We start from the raw sequence: 25,717 nt of genomic DNA, 5'->3' as shown, positions 1-25,717 counted from the left end.
GCGCTGGCGCACCTGGTTGCTGATGCGCCTCATGCGGCGACCTTCACTTGGTGCCAGGCCCCGGTGGCGTAGAACAACTTCGCGGCCTGGGCCTCTTCGAGCGATACCTCCGCGGGAACGGCGATCCAGCCTGACGCCATTAGGTGGTTTGGGTTGCAGCTGTTTCGCAGCTCCAGGTAGTAATGCTCGATGGCATCGGTCAGGCGTTCGACCTTGTAGATGCCCTCGGGCGATATCTCGACCGACTTGACGTACTCGACGCCGCGCTCGTCTCGGCACATGGCGCTGATGTAGATGGTCCAGCGGTAGGAGAAGTCGAACAGGGCGTTGGCAATGGCCAGGCTCCGGATCTGCCTGCAGTTCTTCCAGTTCGCCAAGATCTGCGTACCGCTGGGGTCGATGTTCACTACGGCGACGTGGTTGATCCTGAGCAGCGCCCGGCAGCTTCGTTCGGCCCGGGTGAAGCCGTTGTTCGCTTTGCGCTTGCTCATAGCGCCTCCGTGATACGCCTCAGCGCGATCCGTTCTGCATGAGATGGGGAAGGGCGCCGGCGCTTCAGGACGGTATCGGGGTCGATCTTGTCCGAACGGGATGGCCGGGGTTCAGGCTTGAAGGCGGCCGCCGGTTCAGCTTTGCCGCCGGTACTGAAGAACTGATCCAGCTTTCGGTTCAGATCTTCGATCATCGAGTCGCGGGGGTTGGGCATTGGGGCGCCGATCACTGCGCACCCCCGGGAAGGCGATTGGCCTTTTCCTCGAGCTGGATGGCGTAGTCGACGGCGGCGGCGTGCTCGAAGCGAAAGCCCCGGGTTTTGCCAGTGACCAGGTCGACGATGTGGTACGCCTTCGGCCCGACCGTCTTCACCTGGAAGCGCACCTTCTGTACGGGCGCATCCTTGCCGATCATGGAGTAGAACTCGGAGGTGGCGATAACTGCGCGAAGACGCAAGGCCTGAAGCCCGTCGATGCGCTGCTGCATGAGTGATTGCATGGCTGATCCCTCGGGGTGGGTTGCGTGTATTCGTCAGCACTCGGACCTCCCAATGGTCGCCATTTGGCGCAGGGGAGAGTGCTGACGGATAAAGGCAGGCGTAAAAAAGCCCGATCGGAATCGGGCTTTTGACTGCGTCATGAAGATCTCCCTACGTGAGGAAGGAGCCTTCTATGGAAGGGCTTTGATTGCCGTTTGGTGGATGCGGCACGCGTTCGTCATGATGTGGCTGGTATGCGTTACTGCTTGGTAAGTGTTGCCTCGTTCGTTGTGAGCCAGCCGCTGCATTTTTTAACGAGGGATGTAGCGCTGATTAGCGTTAGCGAGCAGTTTATGGTGCCACCATCTACTGGGTAGGAAAGTACTTTGCCATTCGCTGCTCCACTACCATTGCCGTGGGTGGCTGTGCCCCCCGCAATATGAACCTGTGAAATTTGATACTGATTGTTGCCGGTCGGAGTCACCGTTACAGTCATATCTTGCGAAAATCCAAAGCTATTTCTACCAGAGCCTGTCCATGTTCCTGCGAAATCGTTTGCAGGAGGCTGTTTTGCGTCTCCATTTTTTGCTGCCCCTTTATTCGGATCGACGTTCGCACAGATCTGGCAAGAGCGATACGTAACGGATTTCTGCGTTATGGGTCTGGTTCCGAAGAGGCTCTCGGGCTCCTGGCTCCGATTTACCAACAGCGTCTGGTGAGGTGTGCCGTCAACGTAATACTCCACTTTCGAGCAGACTTTTTCAGAGCTATGTACGACGATCTCCGCACCGAAACTTGGCTTTGAGCCATAGCTCTTGATGAAGTCTATTGCCCCGCTACATTGGCCAACGATTTTCTGGCAATCACATTGCTCGGCGAGTGCTGCGGAGGACGCGAGCAGAAGTATGAGAAGTGGTGTTCGCACGGCGACGCTCCTGAGTAATGGCCATTGGCTTCAGACAATTGTAGATAGAGGCGAAGTTTGTGCATAACGGAAGCGGTTTTCCATCAGCAGCGTGGCGCGTCTCGCTGCGGTCCAACAGGTGCAGGGCCGGCGACATCTGCCGCAGTTACACCCGGGCCGAGGATCTTGATGCGGCCCTCGTCGAACCATTCCGACTTCTGCACCTCATTGATGCCTTGGCGAATGGGCGGCGCCAGGCAGTACTGATCGCAGCCAGTGAGGTACTGTGCGCGGCCTGTGATCGTTCCGTAGAAACCGGTGATCTTGTCTTCTGCTTTCTGTCCGAGCTCGATCATGATTTTTCCTTTGAGGTGAGTTACGCCGCGCGCTCCAGCGTTTCGGCGCGGCGGGTGATGCGTATCTGAGCAATCCGAACCGAGGGCGGCCGGCGGTCGCGGCGGGCGGGTTCGACTGACTGGACGTTGGTCACGGCGTTCATGGTCATCAGCGTGGCCAAGACAAAGCACATCGGGGAGATGATCTGGCGGCGCATCGCTTCGGCGACCAGGGCTGCACGGCGGGTGACGCCGAGCTTGAACATGGCGTTGGTAAGGCGTTTCGCCACAGTGGCCGGCGAGATGCCGGCCTCCCGGGCGATTTCCTTTGCGGTCAGCCCAAGGGCAACCCACAGCAGGAACTGAAGTTCTCGAGGTGCCAGGCCACGACCCAGGTGACCCTTCCATGCGCCATTTACGATTTCTGATTCCATCGTCGTGACTCCCGGTTGTTTTCCCAATGCACCCGGCCAACCAGGTGCATCAGTGAAACTTTCCGTCCTATTGCCGCCGGAGGGGCGGGGCGCATTGCTTGCCGGGTCATTCACTCGGTCAGGGTTTGTAAGGGCGTTTCACCTCGAGCAGCCGTCCAGGGTGTTCCTGTCGTTGGCAGGCTTTCGGGCCTGTCTGCTCGCCGGTCGCCGGTAGAGGCATTGCGGTCTGTTGTTTGTTGCGCTGATTGTTAAAGAGCGGCGGGTCTCTTGAGGCCCTTCGCTGCGGTTTGTAGCTGCGATAGATATAAATTAGCAATCGCTAATTATAACCGCAATAGCAAATGCTAAATAATTTTTCGAAAACACAAAAAAAGCCCGCTTTATGGCGGGCTGATTTCTGTATTTTTTAACCTATGCTGCTGATTTTTCTAGATTATCTAGAGACTTTGCGCCCTCTGTAGGGCTGCTAACCTGGATTAAGTTGAAGTGGAGATCTTCAACCATATCTTGGAGTAGAAGAATTTTTTCGTTGAACGATTTGCGACTGGAGGCTTTCAGGCTAGCGATCTGTAGTTCCGATGGCGTCACAAGGAGAAGGGAGGCTTTTTGATCGTGGCCGATCAGAGAGTCGTGCCTCTTCAGCTGCTCGAGACGGGTAATGCGAGAACTAGCTATGTCAAACAAATTACTTTGCCTGGCACCTGGGAGCATTCCGCATATGTTAACCGCCAGCGCCGAAGAAAAATAATCACAAGGCAGAGAAATCTCAGCCCCTTTGATTATGACTGGAACATGCTGTCCAAAATTTCTCGCCAAGCCTGGATTGACCCGGGCCATCGCGACTCTCATGCGCTGCCAGTAGCTAGTCCGATCATAGCCATTCACAGCTACACCATCAGCATGGAGGTCGCACAAACTCGATGTAAGGCTAACCCCCTGGAGAATGATGTCGTCCAGATCTTCTCCGATCCCCTCCCGGCGCTTGCTGATCGATACGCCGTGGATACCACTTGAGAAAACTCCGTTGAATCCGGATCCGGCGAACTCAAGAGCTCGCTGGAGTGCGAGCTCCATCATTGCCCTCATGCCTGGAGCGGCTTCGCCGTAGAGGCACTCCATGGCTTTTTCGGAAATCGCCAATTGACCGGCCAACTCGTTGCCGTCAGTGGCAACCACTCCGATGGTGAGCCTCTCCCCTGACTGGACAATGGGCTCCATATACACAGCCGCCCAATCAGCGTGATAAGAGGGAAGGTCAGGAAATCCGGTGAAATCTGTCTCTTGCTCGATCATTGGGCTAGTCCAAGTGTGCCTTGCCTTAGGTGCATTCCTCCACCAATCAGGTTGGGAATATGATGGACTCGGGCTTGCAAAAACGCCACCACCTCCCGGACGTGCTCGACAGAAACTTGGCAAGGTCCAGGCAGCGCAATCTCTGCATGAGCTTCAAAGTCACAGTCATTCAGGGCTAGCGCTTCATCATTGATCATCTGTGCGCTTCGGCGTTTTTCGAATTCGCTGACATCTTGGATTAGTCTATTTAGCAAGTGGTTGCAAATAACCCGATGAGGTGCTGTTAGGGAATCCCCTAATGCCTCCTCATGATCAATAAGCCAAAGTTTTCCGTCGGCGCCAAGCAGGACATTTCTGAGGTTTCGATCAGCATTTGCTATCAGCTCGTCAAAGACAACGGAAACTCGTTTGCTGGACCAGGTATTCAATACGTGACTGACTTCGTCCGGCCTGACGATTCTCGCAATCGGTTTCGCGCCCGTGTCGACGCTGGCGAGGCATATGACTCTTGGCGTAGTTACCCCGACCTGTGAGCCGCGAGCGACCACCACAGAAGTGTATGGAACAGGGAGGCCTAGGTATTGCCCAAGTAGCGCGCTCAGCACCTCGGAATACATCTGCTTTGGAGGTAGAAGCTTTACGTAGGCGTGGTACTGATGACCGCCAGGAAATCGTACAAGCCCGTAAAAAAGCGGGTGTTGCCCGCGTAGCTCTTTATCTTCGATGGCGTCGCCATTCACATATACGCCAAGAGATGGCTCAGTTAGAACGCTTCTTTTTGCTGACTTCATTTGGTTTTGAGCCTTCCTTAGGCTGTGACTTCTTCATGCCGTGCGCAACCATTTTGAGCATATCGTCAACGTTCTCTCCCGACTCGGCACCTTCCAATACTGCATCCACCAAGCCATCAAGTTGCGCAGGTACGGCTGTTGCCGATCCAGCAGAGGCTTCGTTCTTTTTTATCAGGTGGATGGCCAAACGACGGAGTTCTTCGACGTCGCTCGCGTTCAGTTTCCCTTCGTGGATGGCCTTGGCAATGATCGCTACCGCAACAGGAGTCGCGTAGGAGGTGCCACGGACTGCAATGGCCGCAGCGGAAGATTGAACCGCAGATACTCCATCGGGAGCGACTAATGAACCTGGCGGCAGGCCAGCTTTAGATTCAAGGGTTCTGGCCGCTTTCTCCCCAAGCTTTCGATGTCCATTCAGCAGCTGCGAAAGATAGGACGCATCCAGACTGTGCTGGTTCGCAAAGTCCTTCTGACTAATGCCACCCATAGCTTGGCGTAGGGCGCGGATTCTGAGTTCGTAAATATCCATTGGCAAATAATCGCCTCCTGTTAGCAAACAGTAAATTACCGATTGCTATTGCGCACCACATTAGCAAACGCTAATCTGCGTTCAGCTCTAGGAGGTGCGTATGAATCTGCACGACTACATCAAGCCATTCGACAAACACATGCTGGACAGATTCGCAGCCAGTTGCGGCACTACTGCCGGCCAGTTAAAGCAGGTCGCATATGGCTATCGGCGCCCAGGCGCAGCTCTTGCTATCAGCATTGAGCGCGAATCTGCGCGTGCAGTCACCTGCGAAAACATGCGCCCAGACATCGACTGGGCGTATCTGCGCAGCACCGAGCCCGCCAAATCCGCTGCTTAACCCATTGAGACAAGTATCGGCGGGAAGTGGCGACTGGGGCAGAACACCGGATTAGCTGTGAATTTAACCAGTATTTCATAGGTGAACGATGGACCAGCAAAGCGAAAGGAAGGTAGTGGTCGGCGGGATCGACGTTCAAGCGAACGGTTACGAATTTGCGCTGGCGTTCGATCGAGCTGAAGTTCTCGAAAAGCAGGCTCATGCGCTTTACGACGAGGCGCGCGCATTGCGGGCCAAAGCAGAAGTCAGCGTCCTGATAACTCCCGCGATTGGAATGCCAGGACAGCACAGCGTTACCACTCGACTTGGTGGGGAGTATTTCTCAGGACGCTTGGCGAGATCGGCCGAAGAGGCTTGCCAGATCGCGTTTCACATCATTCAGGGTTTTCGAGCACCACTTTACCTTCCGCCGTTCGGTACACCCGTGGATCAAACACTGCCTGTACTCGATTGGGCGACCGACATGTGTACTCGAAATCAATGAATTCAAGTCCTGAGAAGCTGATTTCAGTTCCGATTGGGAGTTCTTGCAGTTTTTGCAACAGAAACTCGCGGGTGATGGTTGGAATTCTTTCGTTTGTCATGTCCGGCCTCCTAGGCCTTTTCGTTGGGAAGCAAAAAGCTACCACGGATGCGCCGGACACCTACACCGCCTGAATTGCAGGCACAAAAAAACCGACGTACGAGGTCGGCTTTTTCAACAGCGGCAAAACTTTGTGGAGATGATTATGCATAACCAGATCACCCCCGGCAATACCCACCATGTCGCGACACTTTTGGGTAGTTCGCAAAACGTGTCGTGTCACACCATGTCGTCGCGCGAAATCGCCGAACTCACCGGCAGTACGCATGACAACGTTCTGAAAACAATCCGCGCCTACGTTGCGAGGGGTGTCGTTTCCTCAAACGACACCCCCTATGTGCATCCGCAGAACGGCCAGGTCTATCGGGAATTCCTGCTGTCTCAGCGTGACACTCTGGTGGTCGTCTCTGGGTACAGCGTCGAGTTGCGTGCACGGATAATTGATCGCTGGCAGGAGCTGGAAGCGCAGGTCGGCCAGTTCCAAATCCCGGCAACTTACGCCGAGGCATTGCAGGCCGCCGCCGATCAAGCCAAGGACAATCAATCGCTACGTCTGGTCATCCTCGACCAGGCGCCGAAAGTTGCTGCCATCAAGCGCCTAGCCGCGGCTGGTGGCGCGATCTGTATCACCGACGCGGCCAAGCATCTGCAGGTCCAGCCTTCGAAACTCTTCGCATGGATGGAGCAGCATCGCTGGATTTTCCGGCGCCAAGGCTCTGGCCGTTGGACCGCATACCAGCCGCGCATCACCGCCGGCTACATGATCCACAAAGTCATTTCCCTGAAGGCTGATCCTGAAACCGGCGCCGAGCGCGCAGCCTTCGATCCATTGGTCACGCCGAAAGGTCTTGCCCGTTTGGCTGAAATCAATATCGGAGCCTCGCTGTGAGTGTCCAAGCAATGTCCTGGGCGCTCTCTCTGCCCAGCGAATCCCTGAAAGACTCAAGCGCGCGTCATGTGCTGCTGTGCCTGGCGAACTACGCCGGGTCGAACGGAGCAGGGGCCTTTCCCTCTGCTTCAACCTTGGCTCAGGACACCGGGCTTTCCGAGCGCACCGTGCGTTACAAGCTGGACGATCTGGAGAAGGTCGGGCTGATCCAAAAGGGCAATCAAGCCATCGCCGCCGTGCACATCGATCGTCATGACCGCCGCCCAGTTGTTTACGACCTTCAACTATCGCGGGGTGCAAATCCTGCACCCCGTACAAAACGGGGTGCAGATGACGCAACGGGGTGCAACTCACAACAGAACGGGGTGCAGCCTGAGACAGAACGGGGTGCAGCGGCTGCACCCAATCCATCACTTAACCATCAGGTAACCGAAGAGCAGCAGCAGCGCGAGTTGGATGATGAAATTTCTCAGCAGGAACAGGCCGCCATCGAGTCGCTGGATGAACGTCAACGCTTTGCCATGTTTGCCACTTGGGAACCGAGCGAGAAGGCACTGGCCGATCAACTCATGATCGCCCGGTTGCCCGCTGAATCGGTTACCGATGAATTGTTCTCTGACTTCAAGGGCTTCTTCGTTGCCAAGCCTGCGACCGTCGACAGCCAGTCCGGCTGGTGCTTTCGATTGGTTAAGTGGGTCAAGCGCGAACAGGTGAGGGCGGCCGGGGCTGCATCAACTGCCGATTCGGACGAGTTCGATGATGACGACACCCAGTGGATGAAAGGAGCTTCGAAATGAGATCAGTCTCCAGCGTTGCCGCCCGAGCCATGGCGCAGGTGCACCACGGCGAATTCGTCGAAGCGAACACCGAAGTGACGGTGCAGGCTCAGCAAGATCAGGCCCGAGAAACGGGCAAGGTGATCAATCAGTTGTTCCGCCAATTGCGATCGATCCGGACTGCATGGCGCCAGGCTTGGCCGGACAAGAAGTCCTACATGGAGTCGAAAGCCACGTGGTTGAAAGCGTTCATCGAAAACGGGATCTGCACCCAGGAGCAGATCGATATTGGCCTGATCCGGTGCCGTGCCGAGCCTTCCGACTTCATCCCGAGTGTGGGCAAGTTCATCCAGGGCTGCGTGCCTTCGCCGGAAATGCTAAATCCACCGCTTCCGAGCGTGGAGTCGGCCTACAAACAAGCTCTGCGCAACTGCTATCCAGCCATGCGTGATGTTGCGAAGTGGTATCACCCTGCCGTCTACCACGCTACGGCGGCTGCTGGATTTAACAGCTTGCCACTGCTCAGCCGTGAGCTGGGTCTGATCAGCTTCGAGAAGCGATACCTGGAACAGGTCCGCAAAGTCTGGATGGGTGAGAAGTTGGGCCCGGTACCCGTTGGCGAGCTCGCCGCGCCATCGACGCGCACGCCAGAAGTTGGCAATCAGGCGCTGGCCGAGTTGCGGGCCATGCGTTCGCGAGGTGGCACCCGTGCCTAATCCTCATCTCGTGACCACGGATCCGGCTGATTACCGTTTCGCCGTGCACTGCTGCAGCTACAAGTGGGAGCTCACCGACAAGCCAGACCGTGCCGTGGCGTTGTTCGAGCACTCATCGGCGGCCTTGAAGTTCGGCCAGGTGATGTGGCCGTCCACCTACGAAGTAATCGATCGCACCACGGGGGAGCGGGTATGCGCGTGACCTCGAAGAAACTCCGCGCCTCGGCCAATGGCCAGGAATGCACCGTCCGCCTGCCGAGCATCTGCAATTTCAACCCAACCACCACCGTGCTTGTGCACTTGCCTTGCGGGCAGAAAGGCATGGGCATGAAGGGCTTCGACACTGTGGCGGTTTACGCCTGCAGCGCCTGCCATGACGTCATCGACGGCCGCGCCGCCGGCGACGTGGATTGGTCGGACATGCCCCGGGCTATAGCTGAAACACATGAGGCCCTGATCGGGGCCGGAATTCTGACCGTAAAGGGGGCTGCATGAACGACATTCTGATCCACCTGTGGTTTGCCTTCCTGCTGATCACCTTCGGTGGCTGTGTCGAGGGTATTCGCCGATTAAGTCGGCGTGAACGGATTGCGCGAGGTGAGCGCAATTGAAGGCCCTGACTATCAAACCATTTGCTCTGAAGCCGGTGCGCAAGCAGATCATCGACCGCGAAGGCCAGGAGCAGGCCGCACTGCTGACCGAGCTGCGCATTCGCCTGCCTGAAGTCGCTGACCTGATCTTTCACGTACCGAACGGCGGGCATCGGGTGAAGGCTGTTGCTGCGAAGTTGAAGGCCCAGGGCGTGAAGGCCGGCATCCCTGACCTGGTCCTGCCGATGGCGCGAGGCGGGTTCTTCGGCCTGTACATCGAATTCAAGGCCACGCCGCCGAACGACGCCGCGATCTCCGACAGTCAGCACGAGCGCATTCGCAAGCTCAATGCCCAGGGCTATCTGGCGGTCGTGTGCCGTGGCCACTTCGACACGATGGAGCAGATCCGCGCCTACCTGCGGCTCGCTCCTACAGTGGTGGCCGCATGAATCAACCCAAGACGCTGACCGTCACTCTCTCCGATGCCGAGATTCGCCGGCATGCCGCCAGTGAGGTACGCGACCTTCGAGACGCCCGTCAGCCTGCCTTCCGGTTCCGGTATAAGCAGGATCGCACTAAAGGCTCTTGGTACTTGGTCGTGGGTAGTGCGTGGAACAAGATCGCAAATTACCCCGACCTGAACACCAAGCATATGCTCGCGGCCCTGCCGGCGGTACGTGCGCGCCTGGTAACTGAGCCCGAGGCAGGCACGGCGATAGGCACATGGGTGACTGTCGGCGAATTGCTTGCGTGGTTCGACGACAGAATGGGGAGCGACCGCAATTTGTCTGCCAAGCGCAAGACCACCGCCCGGTCGGTGATGAGCAAGCATCTTCGCCCGCGCCTCGGCGACCTCCTGTTGTCCAGCGTGAACAAATCAGAGATCGATCAGCGACTGATGTGGCCATTGCAGGCCGAACTGTCGCTCGAGTACCTGCGCCTGATCTTCCGTCTATTGGTGTTGGCGTTCCGCCAGGCAGCGCGGCTTGGCCTGATCGAAACGAACCCCATGAACGCGATTCGGTTCAGCGATTTCTCCAAAACGAAGATCAAGCCCAAGGCCGCTCGCCTGCGTGACGTCCAGGTGGAGGAGGTGCTGACCGGTCTGGCGACCAAGTTCAGCTCGGCGCCGGCTGATGCAATGTTGGCGTTGATGATGCTGTGCCATGGCTCCCGTGCCGGCGAGACGCGGATGGCTGAGTGGTCGGACTTTAGTTTCGAGGAGCGTCAATGGCACATCCCGGCCGAGCACACTAAGACCCGCTGCCAATTGACCCTGCCACTTACCGATCAGGTCTGCGCCTTGCTGAAGCGCTATCACGCTGCCCAGGCGGCCACAGGTTATCAAGGCAAATATCTGTTCCCGTCTCGTGGCGGCAAGCCACTAACCGACAGCCAGGCATGTGCCGTCTTCACGCGGTTGGCACAGGGCGAGTGGACCAGCCACGACCTTCGCAAGGTGGCCCGCACCGGTTGGGTCGATTTGGGCGTGGACTTCCTCATTGGTGAACTGCTGCTGAACCACGCGATGGGTCACAACGTGCAGGCCTACATCCACACCTGGGTAGAGGCGGGCAAGCGAGAGGCGCTGGAGAAGTGGCACGAGTGGTTAGACGGGCGCGGGTTCAGTGCCATCCACACCATTGCCGAGCCATTACGCGAAGTTTCACGAAATCCAGCAGAGGCCACGGATTGCGCAGCCTCCAGCCAAATCAACGACAAACCATAGGCGAGGTTTAAAAATGATGAGAAAGAGTCATGGCCCCGACTTTGTGCGATGCCTGATCCCGCTCACCGACTGCCCGTCGTGCGCCGGGAAGGGGGTCATCAAAGGTGTTTTCCATCAGCTCGATTGTATCGGTTGCCATGCCTCTGGCCAGGTGCATGCGGTGACGCTGGAGCCGCTGCTGGTGGAAGAGTTGGTAGTCCAGTTGGGCATGCAGTTGCGCCGGGAGCGCCACATCGGAAAGGTGGCGCCGGCGGCGAACGGAATTGTTGAGCAATACCAGCAGAGCAACCGCCGCGGTCCGGGCGCTTCGAATTTTAAAGGGGATTGAGAGAATGATGATTCGTAAGCCGGCTACACGAGCGTTAGGAGATACCGAGTACCTTTTGGAGCAATGGGGTTGGTGGCGAATGGATGGTATGGGTGTGCGAGGGTATACATCTCCATCGTTGGCTTTGATGCGGCAGGCGGTAACGCAGCCTTGTGCAATAAAAAACTATTGCATCACAGACGAGTGGGCCGAAGTCATCGATGGCGCGGTGGCGAGACTTTCGCGCCGTGACCAGCAGATGGGCGACATCATTTGGCTCTATTTCGGAGCCAAATGGCCCATGGCTCGGGTCGGTAAACACTATGGGATAAGCGAGGGGAAGGCTCGCGAGCTCGCTCGCGCTGGAGCTGCCTGGATTGATTGCGCGATCGAAGAGAAAAGAGATGCAGCGTAGTTTAATGTGCTAAATCATAGAGTTGCATTTCATTTGATACCGCAGGGAAGCATCGGATCAGCCCTCTACGTCGAATTTTGCTCGGAACGGTCTACCGCTAGTTCTGGCTGGGTTACTGCCATTGAACTAGCATTGAAACTCGATAGTCCTCATAAGCTAGCTGGAGTGCTTATTGTGATACTACATCATCGAAAACCACCAATTGGTCCTGGGCTCGTAATCGGACTTTTGGTAATAGTTGGGTTCCTTTTTTATCTGTTATTGCTCTAATGTTCAGCAAAATGAGCAATTGGTTAGGTCGCAATCGTGGTGCTTTCGTATTTGCGCTCACGCTGTTAATGGTACTTTTAGGGTTGGCAAATGCTTGGAAGCATGATTTGGTCTCAGTTCAGTGGCTCCGTGAGCAGAAAGATACCCTCGCAGCGCTGAATAGTGCGGTGACGATTGCGCTGTTGATAGCCGGTGCAATGTTTTCTTATTATCGTTTTTTTAGGGGACGTACTCTCTCTTTGAGGTTAGAGCTCTCGATTGATGTCTCGGTCCATGAGACACCTCTCGATAAACGACTCCATGCAATTACTGTTACGGCCAAGAACGTTGGTACGTCGACTGTTTGGAACCCACATCCTGCGTTACAAATTCGAATTCACGGCCCGTCGGAAGCCGTTTGGAATATTAACGAATGGCAATCAGTGGATGGGCAGACAAGTACCCTATCTGTTATTGAATCCGGGGAGGCGACAACCTTCTTTGCACTTAAGAGTATTTCTAAGGAGGCTTGGGCTGTTACCTACACTGCCTCAGTAAAAGCGGATGAAGGAGATACTTGGTTTGTGTCGAAAACGATTAGTAATCGAACGGGGGGGCATGAATAGATTGTAGCCTGCAAAAAAAGAGCTTTTCCGCGCGGAATGTGTCTGTTTTTATAGCAGCGTGTATTGCTGTGAACGCAGCGTGACGCAGTTTTCGAGCCTCGGCATTTGCCGGGGCTTTTTCGTTTTCGGCTCCTCCACACCCATTGCTCCGAGCTGGGAGTGCTGCTGGGGCCGGATCTAATGCACTCCCCGCAAGGGAGGAATCGAGATGCCGAACATGCCCGAGAAGGATCCTGGCCTGTGGGCCGCTGTGCTTGCCTGGTTGGTGATGCACCAGCCACAACTCTTCGCTGCCGGCTTGTCAGTTGGCATCGCTGTTCTGCGGGTGATGTATGGCGGCGGGACGCGTCGCCAGATGTATCTCGAGGGCGCACTGTGTGGCCTGGTCACGCTCTCGCTGGTGCCATTACTTGAATGGATGGGGCTGCCGCAAAGCATGGCAACCTTTGTCGGCGGAGCGGTTGGGTTCCTTGGCGTAGAGAAGGTTCGCGGGTACTACGAGCGGGCAGCCGCTCGAAAAGTAGAGGGCTGATCGGGTAACTGATGAGGTGAAGAACGTGGTCAGGATCGACGCCAGTACCAATGTGGAAGAGCTTTCGAAGGCCTTGCGTACCTTGGTTAGCAAACAACTTCCTTTCGCATTAGCGCTCACGGCAACACGATTGGCCATGCTGGTGAAGCAAGGCGAGCTTGCGGTGATGCGGGAGCGATTGGATAGACCGACCGCGACCACCATGAATAGCCTTTATGTAAAGGTCGCCAATAAGAGCAACCCTGAGGCGCGCACCTTCTTCAAGGATGCCTGGACATCTGGCGTTCCTGCCGACACTTACCTGCAACAGCCCGTGAAAGGTGGACGGCGGCCTCACAAGCGTTTCGAAAAGGCACTGATCGCTCGCGGCATCATGCAACCGGGGCAGTACGCGATCCCGGCGGAATCTGCACTCAATCAGTTCGGTAACGTACCGCGCGGCACGATCATGAAGATTCTGTCGGGGCTCGGTGCGGCCGAGACTGTCAGTGGTGTGCAGGCCAACGCTACAGGCAGCAAGCGCAGTAAGCGCAAAGGTAACGCAGACAGGTATTTCGCTGGTGATGTCGATGGTACACAGGGCATCTGGGAAAGGAAGAAGTCCGCGTTCGGTGATGCCGTTCGACCTGTCTTCATCTTCAGTGATGGTGAGCCTGGGTACCGGGTGATCATCCCTTTCTACAAGATTGCAGAGAACATCGTGAAGGCGAACCGAGCGAAGGAATTCGCCAGCGCGATGGATCAGTCGCTGTCGACAGCCCGGGGCTGACGGTCAGGGCAGGGGGGCCCCCCTTTGGGTCCTTCCCAGGCCCCCAGCCTCTTGCGGGTAATTCGGGCCCCGCGCGCCAAATATGTATGACCTTTTTCCCACGGTTGGTTGTTGTTTAATCATGGCCAAAAACGAAACAACCAAACAGCGCGGGTGGTTGAACAAATCCGAGATGGCTTCGAGCCTGGGGATTTCCCCGCAAGCCTTTGACAAATGGGGAGTTACGCCTGTCGCACGCAGCGGTCGAGAGGCGTTCTACACCGTGCAGAACGTGGTCGAAAACCGCGTCGAGCATTCGCAACGGAAACAACAACCTGCAGGTGAGGGAACCGAAGGCGTCGACCCGATGATCGAGTACAAGCTGCTCGAGGAGCGTCGCGGTCTGACCGCCGCACAGCGAATAGCCCAGGAGAAGAAGAACCTGGTGCTGGACAAGCAGCTGGTCCCCGTCCCATTCGCCACATTTGCTCTTGCCAAAATCGCCGCCCAGATCGGCTCGAAACTGGACACCGTCGGCAAGACCGTCACTCGACGTCACCCAGAGGTTGACCCTCGAATCATCGAGTCGGTGGAGCGGGAGATCGCGCTTGCTCGAAACATTGCGGCCAGCTTTGGCGAGCAACTTCCGGAATTATTAGATGAGTACGTTGAGTCCATGGCTGAATGATCTGCGCAAGTCGATCAAGCTAGGACTCCAGGCGCTCTACAAAGAACCGCCGCAAACCGCCGTCGAATGGGCGGACGCAAATTTCTATATGTCTGCCGAGTCCTCCTACAACGAGGGCAAGTGGACGACCGAGCCGTTCCAGGTCGCGATCCTGAACAGCATGGGCAACGACTTGATCAACGTCGTCAACTTCATCAAGTCGGCGCGAATCGGTTACACCAAGCTGTTGATGGCGAACATCGGTTACAAGATCCAGCACAAACGCCGCAACGTGATGATGTGGAGTCCGACCGACCCGGACGCCGAGGACATCAGTAAAAGCCACGTCAACGGCATGATCCGCGACGTTCCTGTCCTCGGCGACCTGGCCCCGTGGTTTGGCCGCAAGCACAGCGACAACACCCTCGATCAAAAGATATTCGCGAACCGCCGAACCCTATGGATCAGGGGTGGTAAGGCCTCGCGCAACTATCGAGAAAAGTCTGCCGACGAGGTGATCTACGACGAGCTGTCGAACTTTGACGAAAGCGTCGAAGGCGAGGGCGCGCCAATCACCCTGGGCGACAAGCGATTGAATGGTGCGATCTACCCGAAGTCGATTCGCGGCTCCACTCCAAAGCGAGTGGGCTCCTGCCAGATCACCAAGGCCGTTGAAGAGTCACCCTACCTGCTCAAGTTCCATATTGACTGCCCGCATTGCCGGCAGGAGCAGACTCTCAAATGGGGCGGCAAGGATTGCGAGTTCGGCCTGAAGTGGGAAAAGAACGCACTCGGTGAGGCCGAGAAAGCCTGGTACGTGTGTGAGCACGCTGCCTGCATCATCTGGCACAACGAGATGGTCGAGGCGTCCAAGACTGGCCGGTGGATCTGCGAGCACACCGGTATCTGGACCCGCGACGGCATGGACTGGTTTGGCGCGGATAACGAAATCATCCGCACGCCACGCTCGGTCAGCTTCAGTATCTGGGCGATCTACAGCACCTGGAGTACCTGGCTCAGCCTGGCCGAGGAATGGCTGAAGATCAAAGGCGATGTGTCCAAGCTCATCACCTTCATCAACACGACCCGCGGCGAAACGTGGGACGACGACCAGGGCGAGAAGCTCGACTCGGAAGTTCTGTACGGCCGCCGCGAAGTTTTCCCACAGGTACCGGCCCTCGGTCTGGTCCTGGTCGGTGGTATCGATACGCAGGACGACCGTTTCGAGGGTCGCGTATGGGCGTTCGGTCCCGGCGAGGAAGCCTGGTTGGTCCATCGCTTCATCTTGATGGGCGACCCAGCCAGCGAAGAACTACGCCGCAAGGTGGGGCTCGAACTCCACCGACAGTTCACCCGCGCTGACGGCACCATCATGAAGGTGGAGCGCTGGACCTGGGACGCCGGCGGCCACTATGCCGACGAGGTCTATGCAGAGAGCCGCAAGCACGGCGTGCACTGGGTTGTTCCAATCCGTGGCGCGACTGTCTACGGCAAGCCGATCGCGAACTTCCCGCGCACAAAGAACAAGTTGCACAAGGTCTTCCTCACCGAGGTCGGTACCGACAACGCCAAAGAGCTGCTCTACAGCCGGATGGGGCTCCCCGTCGATACGGCTGCGTCCCAAGCGGGTGTGTCTCAGCCGGGGGTGGTTCACCTTCCGGCCAACGACGCGATCTGCGACGAATCGGAAGTGAAGCAACTCACCTCCGAAAAGAAGAAGGCAGCCATCTCCAAAGGTAAGCGTGTGATGCGCTGGGACAGCGGCGGCCGCCGAAACGAGGCGCTCGACTGCTTCGTGTACGCGCTCGCCGCGCTGCGCATCTGCCAGCAGCGGTTCGGTCTTGATCTCGATCTGCTGGTTGCTGCTGTCACTGGCGGCAATGAGCCGGACGCTGAAGAACGGCCGCGGAAGAAATCCTCTCACTGGAATAAAAACTGATGGCCTACACGATCGAGCAATACAACGCCCTGCAGGCGGCCATCGCTGAAGGGGCGTTGTCGGTCCGCTATGCCGACAAGAGCGTCACCTACCGTTCACTCGACGAGATGATGCGGATCCTGAAGCTGATGGCTACCGAGCTTGGGCTGAACGCCCGCAACGACGGGGGCCGCCGTTACGCCTCATTCTCGAAGGGGTACTGACATGGGGATGATTGACGATCTGTTCCCCGGGTTCGCGGCCAAACGTTCGGAAATGCGGTTGAAGAAAGCGCGAACGGATATGGCGCTCAAGATGATCGAGCGCCGTTTTGAAGGCGCCGCTGGGGGTCGCCGTAATGATGGTTGGCGTGCGACTGGTGCTGACGCCAACGTTGAGAACGCTCCGGCCCTGGCCAAGCTTCGCAACCGGGCCCGCGATCAGCGCCGCAACAATCCGTTCGGTGAGCGCGGTATCACGGGGATTGCCGACAACGCTGTTGGTGCCGGCATCGTTCCACTCCCGTTGGCGAAACGCGATCGTGATGGACTGCGGCTGATGGATCTGTGGAAGGCCTGGGCAGAGACAACTGATTGTGATGCCGACGGCCTGGATAATTTCTACGGCCTGCAGCACATGATCATGGAGGCAGTCGCCGAGAGCGGTGAGTGCCTGGTTCGCCGGCGTCGTCGCTTCAGCTCCGACGGTCTTCCCGTCCCAGTACAGCTTCAGGTGCTGGAGGCCGACTTCCTCGACGAGTCGAAGGCGGACATCGTCGGGCTCAACCGAATCATTCAGGGCGTTGAGTTCGACGCTCTTGGCCGTCGGGTCGCGTATTGGTTGTTCGATGAGCACCCGGGCGCGAACGCCGTCTGGGGTTCTCTGCAATCGCGTAGGGTTCCGGCCGAAGATGTGATTCACGTCTTCCTGCGCAAACGTCCAGGACAGGCCCGCGGTTACAGCTGGCTGGCACCGGTCATCCAGCGCATGCGCAACTTCGATGAGATGGAAGACGCGGTGATGGAGCAGGCGAAGATCGCCTCTTGCTTCGCGGCATTTGTCACCAAGGACGAAAACAGCGGTACGCCTGGCGGCAAAAAGCCGCCGCTGATCGATCGAGTCGAGCCCGCAATGGTGCAGGAACTTGGCTTCGGAGAAAGCGTAACGTTTGGCACGCCTCCGACATTCAACGGTTACACGGCGTACTCCTGGCAGCAACTGCACGCCATGGCTGTCGGCCTGGGCGTTCCATATGAATTGCTCACGGGCGACCTCAAGGGTGTCAACTTTTCGAGCGGGCGCATGGGGTGGCTGAACTTCGCTCGGCGGGTGGATGTATGGCAATGGCGGATGTTGATTCCACAACTGTGCAATCAGGTCTGGCGCTGGTTCATGGAAGCTCAAGTACTCCTGCCTGGCGGTGTGACTGACGACGTCAAGGCCTATTGGGTACCGCCGCGCCGCGACATGGTCGACCCAAAAGCAGAAACGGAAAACGTCATCACGCGCGTGCGCAATGGTTTGACCACCTGGCCCGACGCTTTGCGAGAGCTCGGCATCACGGACCCAAAACGTCACGCCGAGCAAATCCAGAAAGCAAACGAAATGATCGACGAGTACGGGTTGGTGCTGGATTGCGACCCGCGCCGAGTTGCGGCCGCCGGTTCTCCGAGCCAGCCACCAGCCACACAAGAGAAACCAGAAGATGCCAACTCCGAATCAGGCGACGACGAACAAGACGCATGAAACACCAATGCTCAGCCTGCGCGCCGCCGTGCGTGCGGGATCGGTAGACGTTGACGCGCGGACTGTCGAGCTGACCTGGACCACTGGCGCAAAGGGGCGCCGTTGGTCCTGGGATGTCGGCAGTTATATGGAAGAACTGGAGGTCAGCGAGGACGCGGTCCGGTTGGATCGCCTCAACAACGGCGCCCCATTCCTGAACGCTCATAACTCCTACGAACTCGACGACGTGATTGGCGTTGTGGAGAAGGCCTGGATCGATGGGGCAGAGGGTCGTGCTCTGGTCCGATTCAGTAAGCGCGACGACGTGGAGAAAATCTTCAGCGACGTCCAAGACGGGATCCTTCGCAACATCAGCGTCGGCTATGCGGTGCACCGATACGAGGTGACTGAAAGCGCCGACGACAAGCTGCCGACCTATCGCGCTGTCGATTGGGAGCCCATGGAGCTTTCACTGGTTCCGATCGGCTTTGATGACGGCGGCAAGTTCCGCAGTGCCAAGACTGCCGACGAATACAAAGGGCAGCGTTTCAACACCATTTTTGAAGTTCGGGAGGCAAACCAGCCAACCGGAACAACGGCCGCCGTGCCTACGACCCAAGAGGAAGATGCAATGACCGAAGAAGAGAAGCGCGCGGCGGAAGAAGCAAAACGCGCGGCCGACGAAACCTTGCGCCGCGAATCTGCCGAAGCGGAGCGTAAGCGCAGCCTGAACATCCGCACCATGGCTCGCAAGGTGCAGCTGGATGACGAAGCCTTCATCGATGATCTGGTTGAACGTGGCGTTTCCGTTGCCGATGCCAGCATCGCGCTGATCGACAAGGTTGCCGAGAAACAGGCCAAGGATCAGCCGAACACCCGCAGCAGCCAACCGACTGTTGTGACCGGCGCCCTGGACGTAACCGTCCTGAACGCGAAACGCGCTGCCATGCAGAACGCCTTGCTGCACCGCTGCGACGTCAGCGTCAAGTTGGAAGACGCCGGCCGCGAGTTCCGCGGCATGCGCCTGGTGGATATGGCCCGCGAGTTCGTCGAGATGGCCGGTGGTAATGCGCGCGGCATGACCCCGCAGGAACTGGCCAGGGCAGCATTGGGCTGCGACCGTCAGGCTGTTCGCGCTGCCGGCATGCACTCCACCAGCGATTTTCCGCTGCTGCTGGGCAGCACCGTCAATCGCACCCTGCGTGATGCCTACACCAACGCGCCACAGACCTGGCGTCCGCTGGGCCGCCAGACCACTGTGCCGGACTTCCGTGCCGTGACTCGCGCCGCGCTGGGCGACATCGCTGCGCTGGAGCAGGTCAAGGAACACGGCGAGTACAAGTACGGCACGCTGTCGGAAGACGGGGCTCCGATCAAGGTTGCCAAGTTCGGTAAGATCATCGCCATCACCTGGGAAACCATTGTGAACGATGACCTCGGAGCGCTCACTCGCATCCCGGCTGCATTGGGCAATGCGGCTGCTGCGACTGAGTCCAACGTGGTCTGGGCACTTCTGCTCGGTAACCCCAACTTCACTGACGGTACCCCGTTCTTCGACTCGGCCCATGGCAACGTTGCAGGGAGCGGCGGCGCCATCAATACCACCACCCTGGCTGCGGCTCGCGCTGCGATGCGCAAGCAGAAGAGCAAGGCGGGCGAGTTCCTCAACCTGGCGCCTGAGTATCTGGTTGTCGGTCCTGATAAAGAGTTGGAGGCATACCAGTTCACCAGCTCCAACTACGTGCCAGCGAAGAACGCAGACATCAACGATGTCCGCAACGCCTCGCTCACCGTGATTGTGGATGCTCGCATCACCGGTAACCAGTGGTACCTGTATGCCGCACCGGGAGCCGTCGACACCTTTGAATATGCCTACCTGGAAGGCGAGCAGGGCGTGTTCACCGAAACCCGCGAAGGCTTCGAAGTAGACGGCATGGAAATCAAGGCCCGTCTGGTGTTCGGCGCCGGCTGGATCGATTACCGCGGCGCGTACAAGAACCCAGGCGCATAACAGTCCAGTTCGACCTGAACCCCAAAGGGCGCCGCTTGGCGCCCTTTTTGTTATCCAGTTTCTGTCTCTGAAGGGGACCTTGCATGAAGACTTTCATCCAGCACGGTGACTGCATCACCGTTCCTGCACCGGCCGGAGGCACCACCTCGGGCGAGATCTACAAAGTCGGCGCCATTATCGGTGTGGCTGCCACGACCGAAGTTGCCGGCGCGCCTGTGGTGCTTAAGCTTGACGGCGTGTTTGGCCTGAACAAGACCAGTGCCCAAGCCTGGGCAGTGGGCGACCTGCTGTTCATGAACACCACCAGCCGAGCGCTGACCAACGTGTCCGCCACCGGCCTGGTGCTGGTCGGCATGGCCACCGAGATTGCGGCCAACCCGAGCGCGACCGGTGCCTGCCGACTCAACGGCGTATCTGCCCCGGCGCCTGTGTAAATGGGCTGGGCCTCAATGGCCCAGCGCATGCTCGGCGTTTCGATCCGCACCTTCAGCGAGCCGTCAGCGACCCTCGATCCTGAGGGCGCTGTGTACTGGTTGACCGATGGAGCCGCGCCCGGTGTGCCTCTGGCCCAAGCCGTGTTTGATACCGCTCATGTCTCCGTTGACCCGGAAACAGGTGCGCCGGTATCGAGCAACAACCCGATCCTCGGCGTTCGACTGATCGACTTGCCCAACAAACCAACGAGTCGGGACCGCGTCCAGGCTCGGGGCGTTCTGTACACCATCAACGACGTGCAAGCCGATGGTGTTGCAGGCGTGACGCTCTTTCTCCGTAAGGCTTAAACATGGCCCACCCACGAGAACTGATCCGCAAGCAGGCCGTTGCGGTCTTGCTGGGCGCCACCAATGCCGGGGCTAGCGTTTATGCCAGCCGCGTGGCGCCGTTGATTTCCAATGAATGGCAGAGCGAGCTCCCTGCAATCATCGTTTACACGATGGATGAGGCGGGCGAGATCTTTAACCAGGCTCCGCGCGAGTACCTGCGCAAGGTCGAGCTGGTGGTGGAAATCCACGCTGAAGGCAATGCAGCGCTGGACGACACCCTGGATACGCTGGCTCGGCAGGTCGAACGTCTACTGCTCATGGACGACACCCTCGGCGGCACGGCAAATGATCTGCAATACGTGCGCTCGCGCATGGTGCTGCTCGATCAGTCGGAGCAACTCACCGGTGCCTGCCGCCTGATCTTCGAGGCCGAGTACTTCGATCGTCACCCTGACGACCTGTTCAACCAGAGCTTGCCGGACCTGAAGACGGTCACGACCGAGTACAGCCTGAGTAACGCGCAACCCAATCCTGCGGATCGTGCCAAAACGATCATCGAGGACCTGAACCCATGACAACGCAACAGCACGTTAAACCCGCCGTCGGCTGCCTGGTGCGCGAGCCGGTGACTTATGAGGCCCTGCCGGTGGAAGGCAAGCTGGTTGAAATGAACAGTTACTGGGTCCGCAAAGAAGCGGCCGGTGACATTGAAATCGTCGAGCCTGCCGTGCAGGACCTGAAACTCAAGGGTGACAAACAATGAGCATCGGATTTAACACAATCCCGGGCCCCGGCGCCCTGCGCAAGCCAGGCGTGTACAGCGAGATTGATAACAGCCAGGCAGTGAGCGGCCCCCAGGCCGTGACTTATCGCCGGCTGCTGATCGGGCAAAAACTTGTCGCCGGCCTTGCGCCTGCGGGCGCGTTGATCCGTATCACCAGCGCTGCACAAGCCGACACCCAGTTCGGTGCTGGTTCGATGCTGGCCGGTATGGTCCGTGCGGCTTTGGCTGTGGATAGCTACACCGAGCTGCAGGTCATGCCGTTGGCCGATAATGCCGCCGGCGTTGCAGCGACCGGTACCCTGGTATTCACCGGTACCGCCACAGCCTCTGGCACTATCGAACTGATGATCGCTGGCCGGCGTGTATCCGTTGGCGTGATCAGCGGCAATACTGCTGCGATCATTGCCACTGCTGTCGCTGCGGCAATCACGGCTGCCACCGATATGCCGGTTACCGCTGCGGCCGCTACCGGCACGGTCACGCTCACCAGTCGTCATAAAGGTGAAGCTGGCAACAGCATCAACGCACGCGTGAATTACTACGCTGGCCAGGCGCTCCCTGCGGGGGTGACGCTGGTCATTACTGGGCTTGCCGGTGGCACCAGCAACCCTTCGCTGGCCACGGCACTGGCTGCTATCGGTGATGAGTGGTTCCACGCCTGGGGCGTCGCGTATTCCGATGCCGCAACGTTGGCCGAGCTCAAAGTAGAGCTGGATAGTCGCTTTGCCTGGGGCCGTGAAATTGAGGCGCATGCCTTCACGGCCGCACGCGGTACGCAGGGTACGCTCAGTGCTTTGGGGCGAACCCACAACAACGAGCACCTAGTGATCGCGATGGCCAACGACGAGCCAATGCCGGCTTACGAAAAGGCCGCTGAAACGATGGCGATCGCTGCTTATTACGCGGCGATTGATCCAGCTCGTCCGATTCAGAACCTCCCCTACGTGTGGTGCCTGCCACCGGCAGCCGCCAATCGGCTGACCAACCAGGAACGCAACCTGCTGTTGTTCGACGGTATCGCGACCACGAAGGTGAGCACCGATGGCGTGATGCTCATCGAGCGCTTGATCACCACCTACAAAACCAATGCAGCTGGCGCGTCGGATATCAGTTACCTGGACAGCGAAACGCTGTTCACCCTGATGTACATCCGCCACGACTGGCGCGACTACGTCCTGCGCAAGTACCCGCGCCACAAACTCGCCGACGACGGCACCCGTTACGGCATTGGTCAGGCTGTAGTCACCCCGGTCGTAATGAAGGCGGAAGCCATCGCCAAGTTCCGCGAGTGGGAGGATTTGGGCCTGGTCGAGAACATCGACGACTTCAAGGCCAACCTCATTGCCGAGCGCAATGCCAGTGACCCGAACCGGATGGATGTGCTCTTGCCTCCAGATCTGGTCAATCAACTGCGGATCGTCGCCAACAAAATTCAGTTCCGCCTTTAACGGCGGCGGCTAGGAGAGACAAGACATGGCAGGCAAAAACCGCGTCGGTGGGCTCATCGCCTTGAAGATCAACGGCGATATGTATTTCGCCAAGGGCAACTTCACCTACAACCTCGGGAAGCCGAAGAAAGAGGCCGTGATCGGTAGTGATCGCGTTCACGGCTACAAGGAAGTGCCGCAGGTGCCTTTCATCGAAGGCGAGATCACCGACCGTAATGAGTTGAATCTCGAGGACCTGATCACTCTCGATGACGCCACCGTCACGCTGGAGCTGGCGAACGGCAAGGTCATCATGCTGCGTGAAGGCTGGTACGCCGGTGAAGGGACCGGCAACACCGAAGAGGGCAACATAGCTCTTCGCATCGAAGGCATTTCGGCTGAGGAAGTTCGCTGATGGCAAAGGAAAAGGTTATCACGTTGATCGAACCAGCTGAGTTCGGCAAGCAAACGTTCACCGAGGTCACCGTCACCCGAAAGTTGAAGTACCTGCGTGGACACGCGCTACGCATTACCTCAGACGGGAAGGGCAGCGGTGGCGTCGACATGGACTTCGCCACCCTGATTGACCTGGCGGCCAAGATGGTTGGCCAGCCGCCTGCCATGATCGAAGAGCTCAGCGAGGATGATCAGGCGGTACTGATACAGGAAGCCCGAGATTTTTTACTGAAGCACCTCGGGGGTGGGAGTCAGGAGTGACTGTCGTCGTCAAGGTGATGGGCGTTCAGCCCACGGAAGTCATGGAAATGGATTTCGAACAGCTGGACTGGTGGCTTGAACGCACTGAGGAATGGGTCGGATGGCAAACAAAGGATACTCCCTAGACGTCGTCATCAAGGCCGTCGACAAGCTCACCGCTCCATTGCGCGGCATTTTCTCCAAGGTTAGGCAGGCCAGTGCCGGTGTGTCCGGCGCACTTGATCGTACCGGCCTGCCCGTGTTCGCGAACAGCCTCAAGGGTGTTGGTGGCGCTATTGGTGAAATAGGTACGGCTGTCAGTTCGAGTGCAAAGAAAATCCTGGGATTGGGGGCGACACTGGGCATCACCGGTGCTGCCTTGAATCTGTTCTTCCAGGGTTTCGCTGATGCCACTGGCGCGATCGGCGACACCGCCGAGCGCACGGGCATCAGCCGCGAGCGGTTCCAGGAGCTGAGTTTTGCGGCGAAGCTGACGGGGTCGTCAGCCGAGACCTTGGGCGGTGCGCTGCAAAAAATGCAGATCAACGTCGGTAAGGCGACAGCAGGCTCGAAAGACTTGAAGGAGATGTTCAAGGGACTGGGCATCAATATCAAAGACTCTTCAGGCAAGCTGAAAAGTACCGATGCTTTGTTCGACACGTTCGTTGACCGAATCTCCAAGATCAAAGACCCGTCGTTGCAGGCGGAAGCAGCGGTGAAAATCTTCGGCAAGAGTGCTACTGAACTGCTGCCACTGATTCGTGGCGGTGGCGCGGGTATCAAGGACATGGCGGACGAAGCTCGTCGCTTGGGTATCGTCATCTCCGATAGCGCCGTGCGCGAGGGCGAGACCTTCGGTGACACGCTGGACACGCTCCATACCGCTCTGAGCGGTGTTGGCAACTCAATAGGCAGTTCGCTGGTGCCGCAACTGAACATTCTCGGTTCGAAGTTGATCGACAGCATCGTCAAGTACCGACCGCAGATCGAGGCGTTCGCGACCAGCTTTGCTAAAAATTTGCCCGGCAACATTGAAAAGGTCACGGGTTTCATCGGTGATCTGTACGGTGGAGTCAAGCCACTGATCGATCTTGTCGGCGATCTGAGTGACGTGTTCGGTGGTGCGAATCTGATCTTCGCGACGCTCGGTTTGTACATCGGCGGCGGGCTGGTGATGAGTGTTCTGAATCTGGCGCTCGCCTTGAAGGGCCTGGGCGTAGCAATTGCGCTCACCCCGGTCGGCTGGTTCCTGGGCGCGGTTGTCGCGATCGGTGCAGCGGCGTTTGTCATCTACGGAAATTGGGATGGTATCGTCTCGTTCTTCACCGAGAAGTGGGCAGGCGTGAAAGCGGCGTTCAGCGACGGCATCATCAACGGCATTGTGAAGCTCTGGCTTGAGTACAACCCGGTCACCTTGATGATGGAGGCTTTCAACGGGCTGGTCCAATACCTAACGGGATGGGACCTCGGCGCAATCATTGGGGCCAAGTTCAGCGCCATTGTTAAGGTTTGGAACGAGAACAACCCGGTAACTTTGATGCAGGAGTCCTTCGGGGGGCTGATCAAATATCTGACCGGGTGGGACCTGGGAGCAATCCTCGGTTCGAAAATATCGGATGCCGTTGCGGCGATAAAAAATGGTCTGCCCGACTGGGCGAAAAAGCTGCTGGGTATCGACGGCACCTCGATGGGTGACGCGACGGGTGATGAACCCGGAACCACCAACGTCGCAGCAGCCTTGGCCGCCGATCCAAACGCAGCGCTTGGGCCTCGCCGTTCAGTCAATGAGTTGGGCCAGCGCGCAGCTCAGGTTGGTCAAACCGCGGCGCAGGCAGTCGAACAGCCAACGCAGAAAGTGCTGGTACAAGTCGACATGAACAACCTGCCGCCAGGCACCAAGGTTAAAACCGAGGGCAGCCAGGGCGCGACGTTCGATACCGACCTCGGTTACTCAATGATGGCCCCCTAA

At 58.0% G+C, this 25,717-nt stretch carries 36 protein-coding genes; 27 read left to right on the top strand and 9 right to left on the bottom strand.

All coding sequences use genetic code 11. The features are described 5' to 3' along the window. Positions 1-29: 29 nt before the first annotated feature. The 9 genes from DKB71_RS19045 to DKB71_RS19005 all read right to left on the bottom strand — a co-directional run bounded on the left by DKB71_RS19045 (position 30) and on the right by DKB71_RS19005 (position 5,256). Positions 30-491, bottom strand: a complete 462-nt coding sequence (locus tag DKB71_RS19045) for a hypothetical protein (RefSeq protein WP_408596636.1) — start codon at positions 489-491, stop codon at positions 30-32. Further along, positions 488-685 carry a hypothetical protein gene (locus DKB71_RS19040; protein ID WP_408596634.1) on the bottom strand — a complete coding sequence of 66 codons (198 nt, stop codon included), beginning with the start codon at positions 683-685 and terminating at the stop codon, positions 488-490. The genes DKB71_RS19045 and DKB71_RS19040 overlap by 4 nt, the downstream gene beginning before the upstream one ends. A gap of 32 nt (positions 686-717) precedes the next feature. Then, a complete protein-coding gene (locus DKB71_RS19035; RefSeq protein ID WP_408596632.1) occupies positions 718-990 on the bottom strand; it encodes a hypothetical protein in 273 nt (90 codons plus the stop codon). Positions 991-1,229: 239 nt separating this feature from the next. After that, on the bottom strand, positions 1,230-1,895 hold the full coding sequence (locus DKB71_RS19030; RefSeq protein ID WP_408596630.1) for a hypothetical protein: 666 nt from the start codon (positions 1,893-1,895) through the stop codon (positions 1,230-1,232). A gap of 83 nt (positions 1,896-1,978) precedes the next feature. Beyond that, entirely contained in the window at positions 1,979-2,230 is a 252-nt protein-coding gene (locus tag DKB71_RS19025) for a hypothetical protein (RefSeq protein WP_408596628.1), read from the bottom strand. 20 nt (positions 2,231-2,250) lie between these two features. Further along, positions 2,251-2,643, bottom strand: coding sequence for a response regulator transcription factor (locus tag DKB71_RS19020; RefSeq protein WP_408596626.1), 393 nt, complete (start codon positions 2,641-2,643; stop codon positions 2,251-2,253). A 411-nt stretch (positions 2,644-3,054) separates the two neighbouring features. Continuing rightward, on the bottom strand, positions 3,055-3,936 hold the full coding sequence (locus DKB71_RS19015; RefSeq protein ID WP_408596624.1) for a hypothetical protein: 882 nt from the start codon (positions 3,934-3,936) through the stop codon (positions 3,055-3,057). Then, complete coding sequence (locus tag DKB71_RS19010) at positions 3,933-4,727, bottom strand: HipA family kinase (protein ID WP_408596622.1); 795 nt, start codon at positions 4,725-4,727, stop codon at positions 3,933-3,935. Before DKB71_RS19010 ends, DKB71_RS19015 begins: the two co-directional genes overlap by 4 nt. Further along, entirely contained in the window at positions 4,696-5,256 is a 561-nt protein-coding gene (locus DKB71_RS19005; RefSeq protein WP_408596620.1) for a multiprotein-bridging factor 1 family protein, read from the bottom strand. Before DKB71_RS19005 ends, DKB71_RS19010 begins: the two co-directional genes overlap by 32 nt. A 100-nt stretch (positions 5,257-5,356) precedes the next feature. Here DKB71_RS19005 and DKB71_RS19000 point away from each other — a divergent pair, with 100 nt between their 5' ends. The 27 genes from DKB71_RS19000 (at position 5,357) to DKB71_RS18870 (ending at position 25,717) form a co-directional block, all read left to right on the top strand. After that, positions 5,357-5,596, top strand: a complete 240-nt coding sequence (locus tag DKB71_RS19000; RefSeq protein ID WP_408596618.1) for a transcriptional regulator — start codon at positions 5,357-5,359, stop codon at positions 5,594-5,596. An 88-nt stretch (positions 5,597-5,684) separates the two neighbouring features. Further along, entirely contained in the window at positions 5,685-6,080 is a 396-nt protein-coding gene (locus DKB71_RS18995) for a hypothetical protein (RefSeq protein ID WP_408596616.1), read from the top strand. A 325-nt stretch (positions 6,081-6,405) separates the two neighbouring features. Beyond that, positions 6,406-7,068: a Rha family transcriptional regulator gene (locus DKB71_RS18990; protein ID WP_408601131.1), complete on the top strand. Its 663-nt coding sequence runs from the start codon at positions 6,406-6,408 to the stop codon at positions 7,066-7,068. An 11-nt stretch (positions 7,069-7,079) separates the two neighbouring features. Then, entirely contained in the window at positions 7,080-7,865 is a 786-nt protein-coding gene (locus DKB71_RS18985; protein ID WP_408601130.1) for a helix-turn-helix domain-containing protein, read from the top strand. Next, complete coding sequence (locus DKB71_RS18980) at positions 7,862-8,560, top strand: replication protein P (protein WP_408596614.1); 699 nt, start codon at positions 7,862-7,864, stop codon at positions 8,558-8,560. The genes DKB71_RS18985 and DKB71_RS18980 overlap by 4 nt, the downstream gene beginning before the upstream one ends. Further along, positions 8,553-8,762: a hypothetical protein gene (locus DKB71_RS18975; protein ID WP_408596612.1), complete on the top strand. Its 210-nt coding sequence runs from the start codon at positions 8,553-8,555 to the stop codon at positions 8,760-8,762. Before DKB71_RS18980 ends, DKB71_RS18975 begins: the two co-directional genes overlap by 8 nt. Next, a complete protein-coding gene (locus DKB71_RS18970; protein WP_408596610.1) occupies positions 8,753-9,055 on the top strand; it encodes a nuclease domain-containing protein in 303 nt (100 codons plus the stop codon). Before DKB71_RS18975 ends, DKB71_RS18970 begins: the two co-directional genes overlap by 10 nt. Before the next feature lie 112 nt (positions 9,056-9,167). After that, entirely contained in the window at positions 9,168-9,599 is a 432-nt protein-coding gene (locus tag DKB71_RS18965; protein ID WP_408596608.1) for a VRR-NUC domain-containing protein, read from the top strand. After that, entirely contained in the window at positions 9,596-10,879 is a 1,284-nt protein-coding gene (locus tag DKB71_RS18960; protein WP_408596606.1) for a tyrosine-type recombinase/integrase, read from the top strand. The genes DKB71_RS18965 and DKB71_RS18960 overlap by 4 nt, the downstream gene beginning before the upstream one ends. A gap of 13 nt (positions 10,880-10,892) precedes the next feature. Further along, a complete protein-coding gene (locus DKB71_RS18955) occupies positions 10,893-11,207 on the top strand; it encodes a hypothetical protein (RefSeq protein WP_408596604.1) in 315 nt (104 codons plus the stop codon). A 4-nt stretch (positions 11,208-11,211) separates the two neighbouring features. Continuing rightward, on the top strand, positions 11,212-11,601 hold the full coding sequence (locus DKB71_RS18950; protein ID WP_408596602.1) for an antiterminator Q family protein: 390 nt from the start codon (positions 11,212-11,214) through the stop codon (positions 11,599-11,601). A 281-nt stretch (positions 11,602-11,882) separates the two neighbouring features. Next, positions 11,883-12,476, top strand: a complete 594-nt coding sequence (locus DKB71_RS18945; RefSeq protein WP_408596600.1) for a hypothetical protein — start codon at positions 11,883-11,885, stop codon at positions 12,474-12,476. 208 nt (positions 12,477-12,684) lie between these two features. Next, on the top strand, positions 12,685-13,008 hold the full coding sequence (locus DKB71_RS18940) for a phage holin, lambda family (RefSeq protein WP_408596598.1): 324 nt from the start codon (positions 12,685-12,687) through the stop codon (positions 13,006-13,008). A gap of 25 nt (positions 13,009-13,033) precedes the next feature. Continuing rightward, positions 13,034-13,777 carry a hypothetical protein gene (locus tag DKB71_RS18935; RefSeq protein ID WP_408596596.1) on the top strand — a complete coding sequence of 248 codons (744 nt, stop codon included), beginning with the start codon at positions 13,034-13,036 and terminating at the stop codon, positions 13,775-13,777. Positions 13,778-13,898: 121 nt separating this feature from the next. Continuing rightward, complete coding sequence (locus DKB71_RS18930; RefSeq protein WP_408596594.1) at positions 13,899-14,444, top strand: terminase small subunit; 546 nt, start codon at positions 13,899-13,901, stop codon at positions 14,442-14,444. Then, entirely contained in the window at positions 14,416-16,362 is a 1,947-nt protein-coding gene (locus DKB71_RS18925) for a phage terminase large subunit family protein (protein ID WP_408596592.1), read from the top strand. Before DKB71_RS18930 ends, DKB71_RS18925 begins: the two co-directional genes overlap by 29 nt. Further along, complete coding sequence (locus tag DKB71_RS18920) at positions 16,362-16,565, top strand: phage head-tail joining protein (RefSeq protein WP_408596590.1); 204 nt, start codon at positions 16,362-16,364, stop codon at positions 16,563-16,565. The genes DKB71_RS18925 and DKB71_RS18920 overlap by 1 nt, the downstream gene beginning before the upstream one ends. A gap of 1 nt (position 16,566) precedes the next feature. After that, positions 16,567-18,087 (top strand): phage portal protein, encoded by a 1,521-nt coding sequence (locus tag DKB71_RS18915; RefSeq protein WP_408596589.1) that lies wholly within the window; start codon positions 16,567-16,569, stop codon positions 18,085-18,087. 7 nt (positions 18,088-18,094) lie between these two features. Beyond that, positions 18,095-20,077 carry a prohead protease/major capsid protein fusion protein gene (locus tag DKB71_RS18910; protein WP_408596587.1) on the top strand — a complete coding sequence of 661 codons (1,983 nt, stop codon included), beginning with the start codon at positions 18,095-18,097 and terminating at the stop codon, positions 20,075-20,077. An 83-nt stretch (positions 20,078-20,160) separates the two neighbouring features. Then, positions 20,161-20,511, top strand: coding sequence for a DUF2190 family protein (locus DKB71_RS18905; protein ID WP_408596585.1), 351 nt, complete (start codon positions 20,161-20,163; stop codon positions 20,509-20,511). After that, entirely contained in the window at positions 20,512-20,859 is a 348-nt protein-coding gene (locus DKB71_RS18900; RefSeq protein ID WP_408596583.1) for a hypothetical protein, read from the top strand. Between the two features lie 2 nt (positions 20,860-20,861). Continuing rightward, a complete protein-coding gene (locus DKB71_RS18895; RefSeq protein WP_408596581.1) occupies positions 20,862-21,416 on the top strand; it encodes a hypothetical protein in 555 nt (184 codons plus the stop codon). Further along, on the top strand, positions 21,413-21,604 hold the full coding sequence (locus DKB71_RS18890) for a DUF2635 domain-containing protein (protein ID WP_408596579.1): 192 nt from the start codon (positions 21,413-21,415) through the stop codon (positions 21,602-21,604). The genes DKB71_RS18895 and DKB71_RS18890 overlap by 4 nt, the downstream gene beginning before the upstream one ends. Then, positions 21,601-23,073, top strand: coding sequence for a phage tail sheath subtilisin-like domain-containing protein (locus DKB71_RS18885; RefSeq protein ID WP_408596577.1), 1,473 nt, complete (start codon positions 21,601-21,603; stop codon positions 23,071-23,073). The genes DKB71_RS18890 and DKB71_RS18885 overlap by 4 nt, the downstream gene beginning before the upstream one ends. 25 nt (positions 23,074-23,098) lie before the next feature. Then, positions 23,099-23,467 carry a phage tail tube protein gene (locus DKB71_RS18880; protein ID WP_408596575.1) on the top strand — a complete coding sequence of 123 codons (369 nt, stop codon included), beginning with the start codon at positions 23,099-23,101 and terminating at the stop codon, positions 23,465-23,467. After that, positions 23,467-23,769, top strand: a complete 303-nt coding sequence (locus tag DKB71_RS18875) for a phage tail assembly protein (protein ID WP_408596573.1) — start codon at positions 23,467-23,469, stop codon at positions 23,767-23,769. The genes DKB71_RS18880 and DKB71_RS18875 overlap by 1 nt, the downstream gene beginning before the upstream one ends. A 163-nt stretch (positions 23,770-23,932) precedes the next feature. After that, a complete protein-coding gene (locus tag DKB71_RS18870; protein ID WP_408596571.1) occupies positions 23,933-25,717 on the top strand; it encodes a phage tail tape measure protein in 1,785 nt (594 codons plus the stop codon).

Source organism: Pseudomonas sp. PLMAX (assembly GCF_046042685.1).
In the GTDB taxonomy this organism is placed as follows: domain Bacteria; phylum Pseudomonadota; class Gammaproteobacteria; order Pseudomonadales; family Pseudomonadaceae; genus Aquipseudomonas; species Aquipseudomonas putida_AE.
The sequence above is the reverse complement of the archived record's forward strand: the minus strand, read 5'-3'. Positions and strand labels throughout refer to the sequence as shown.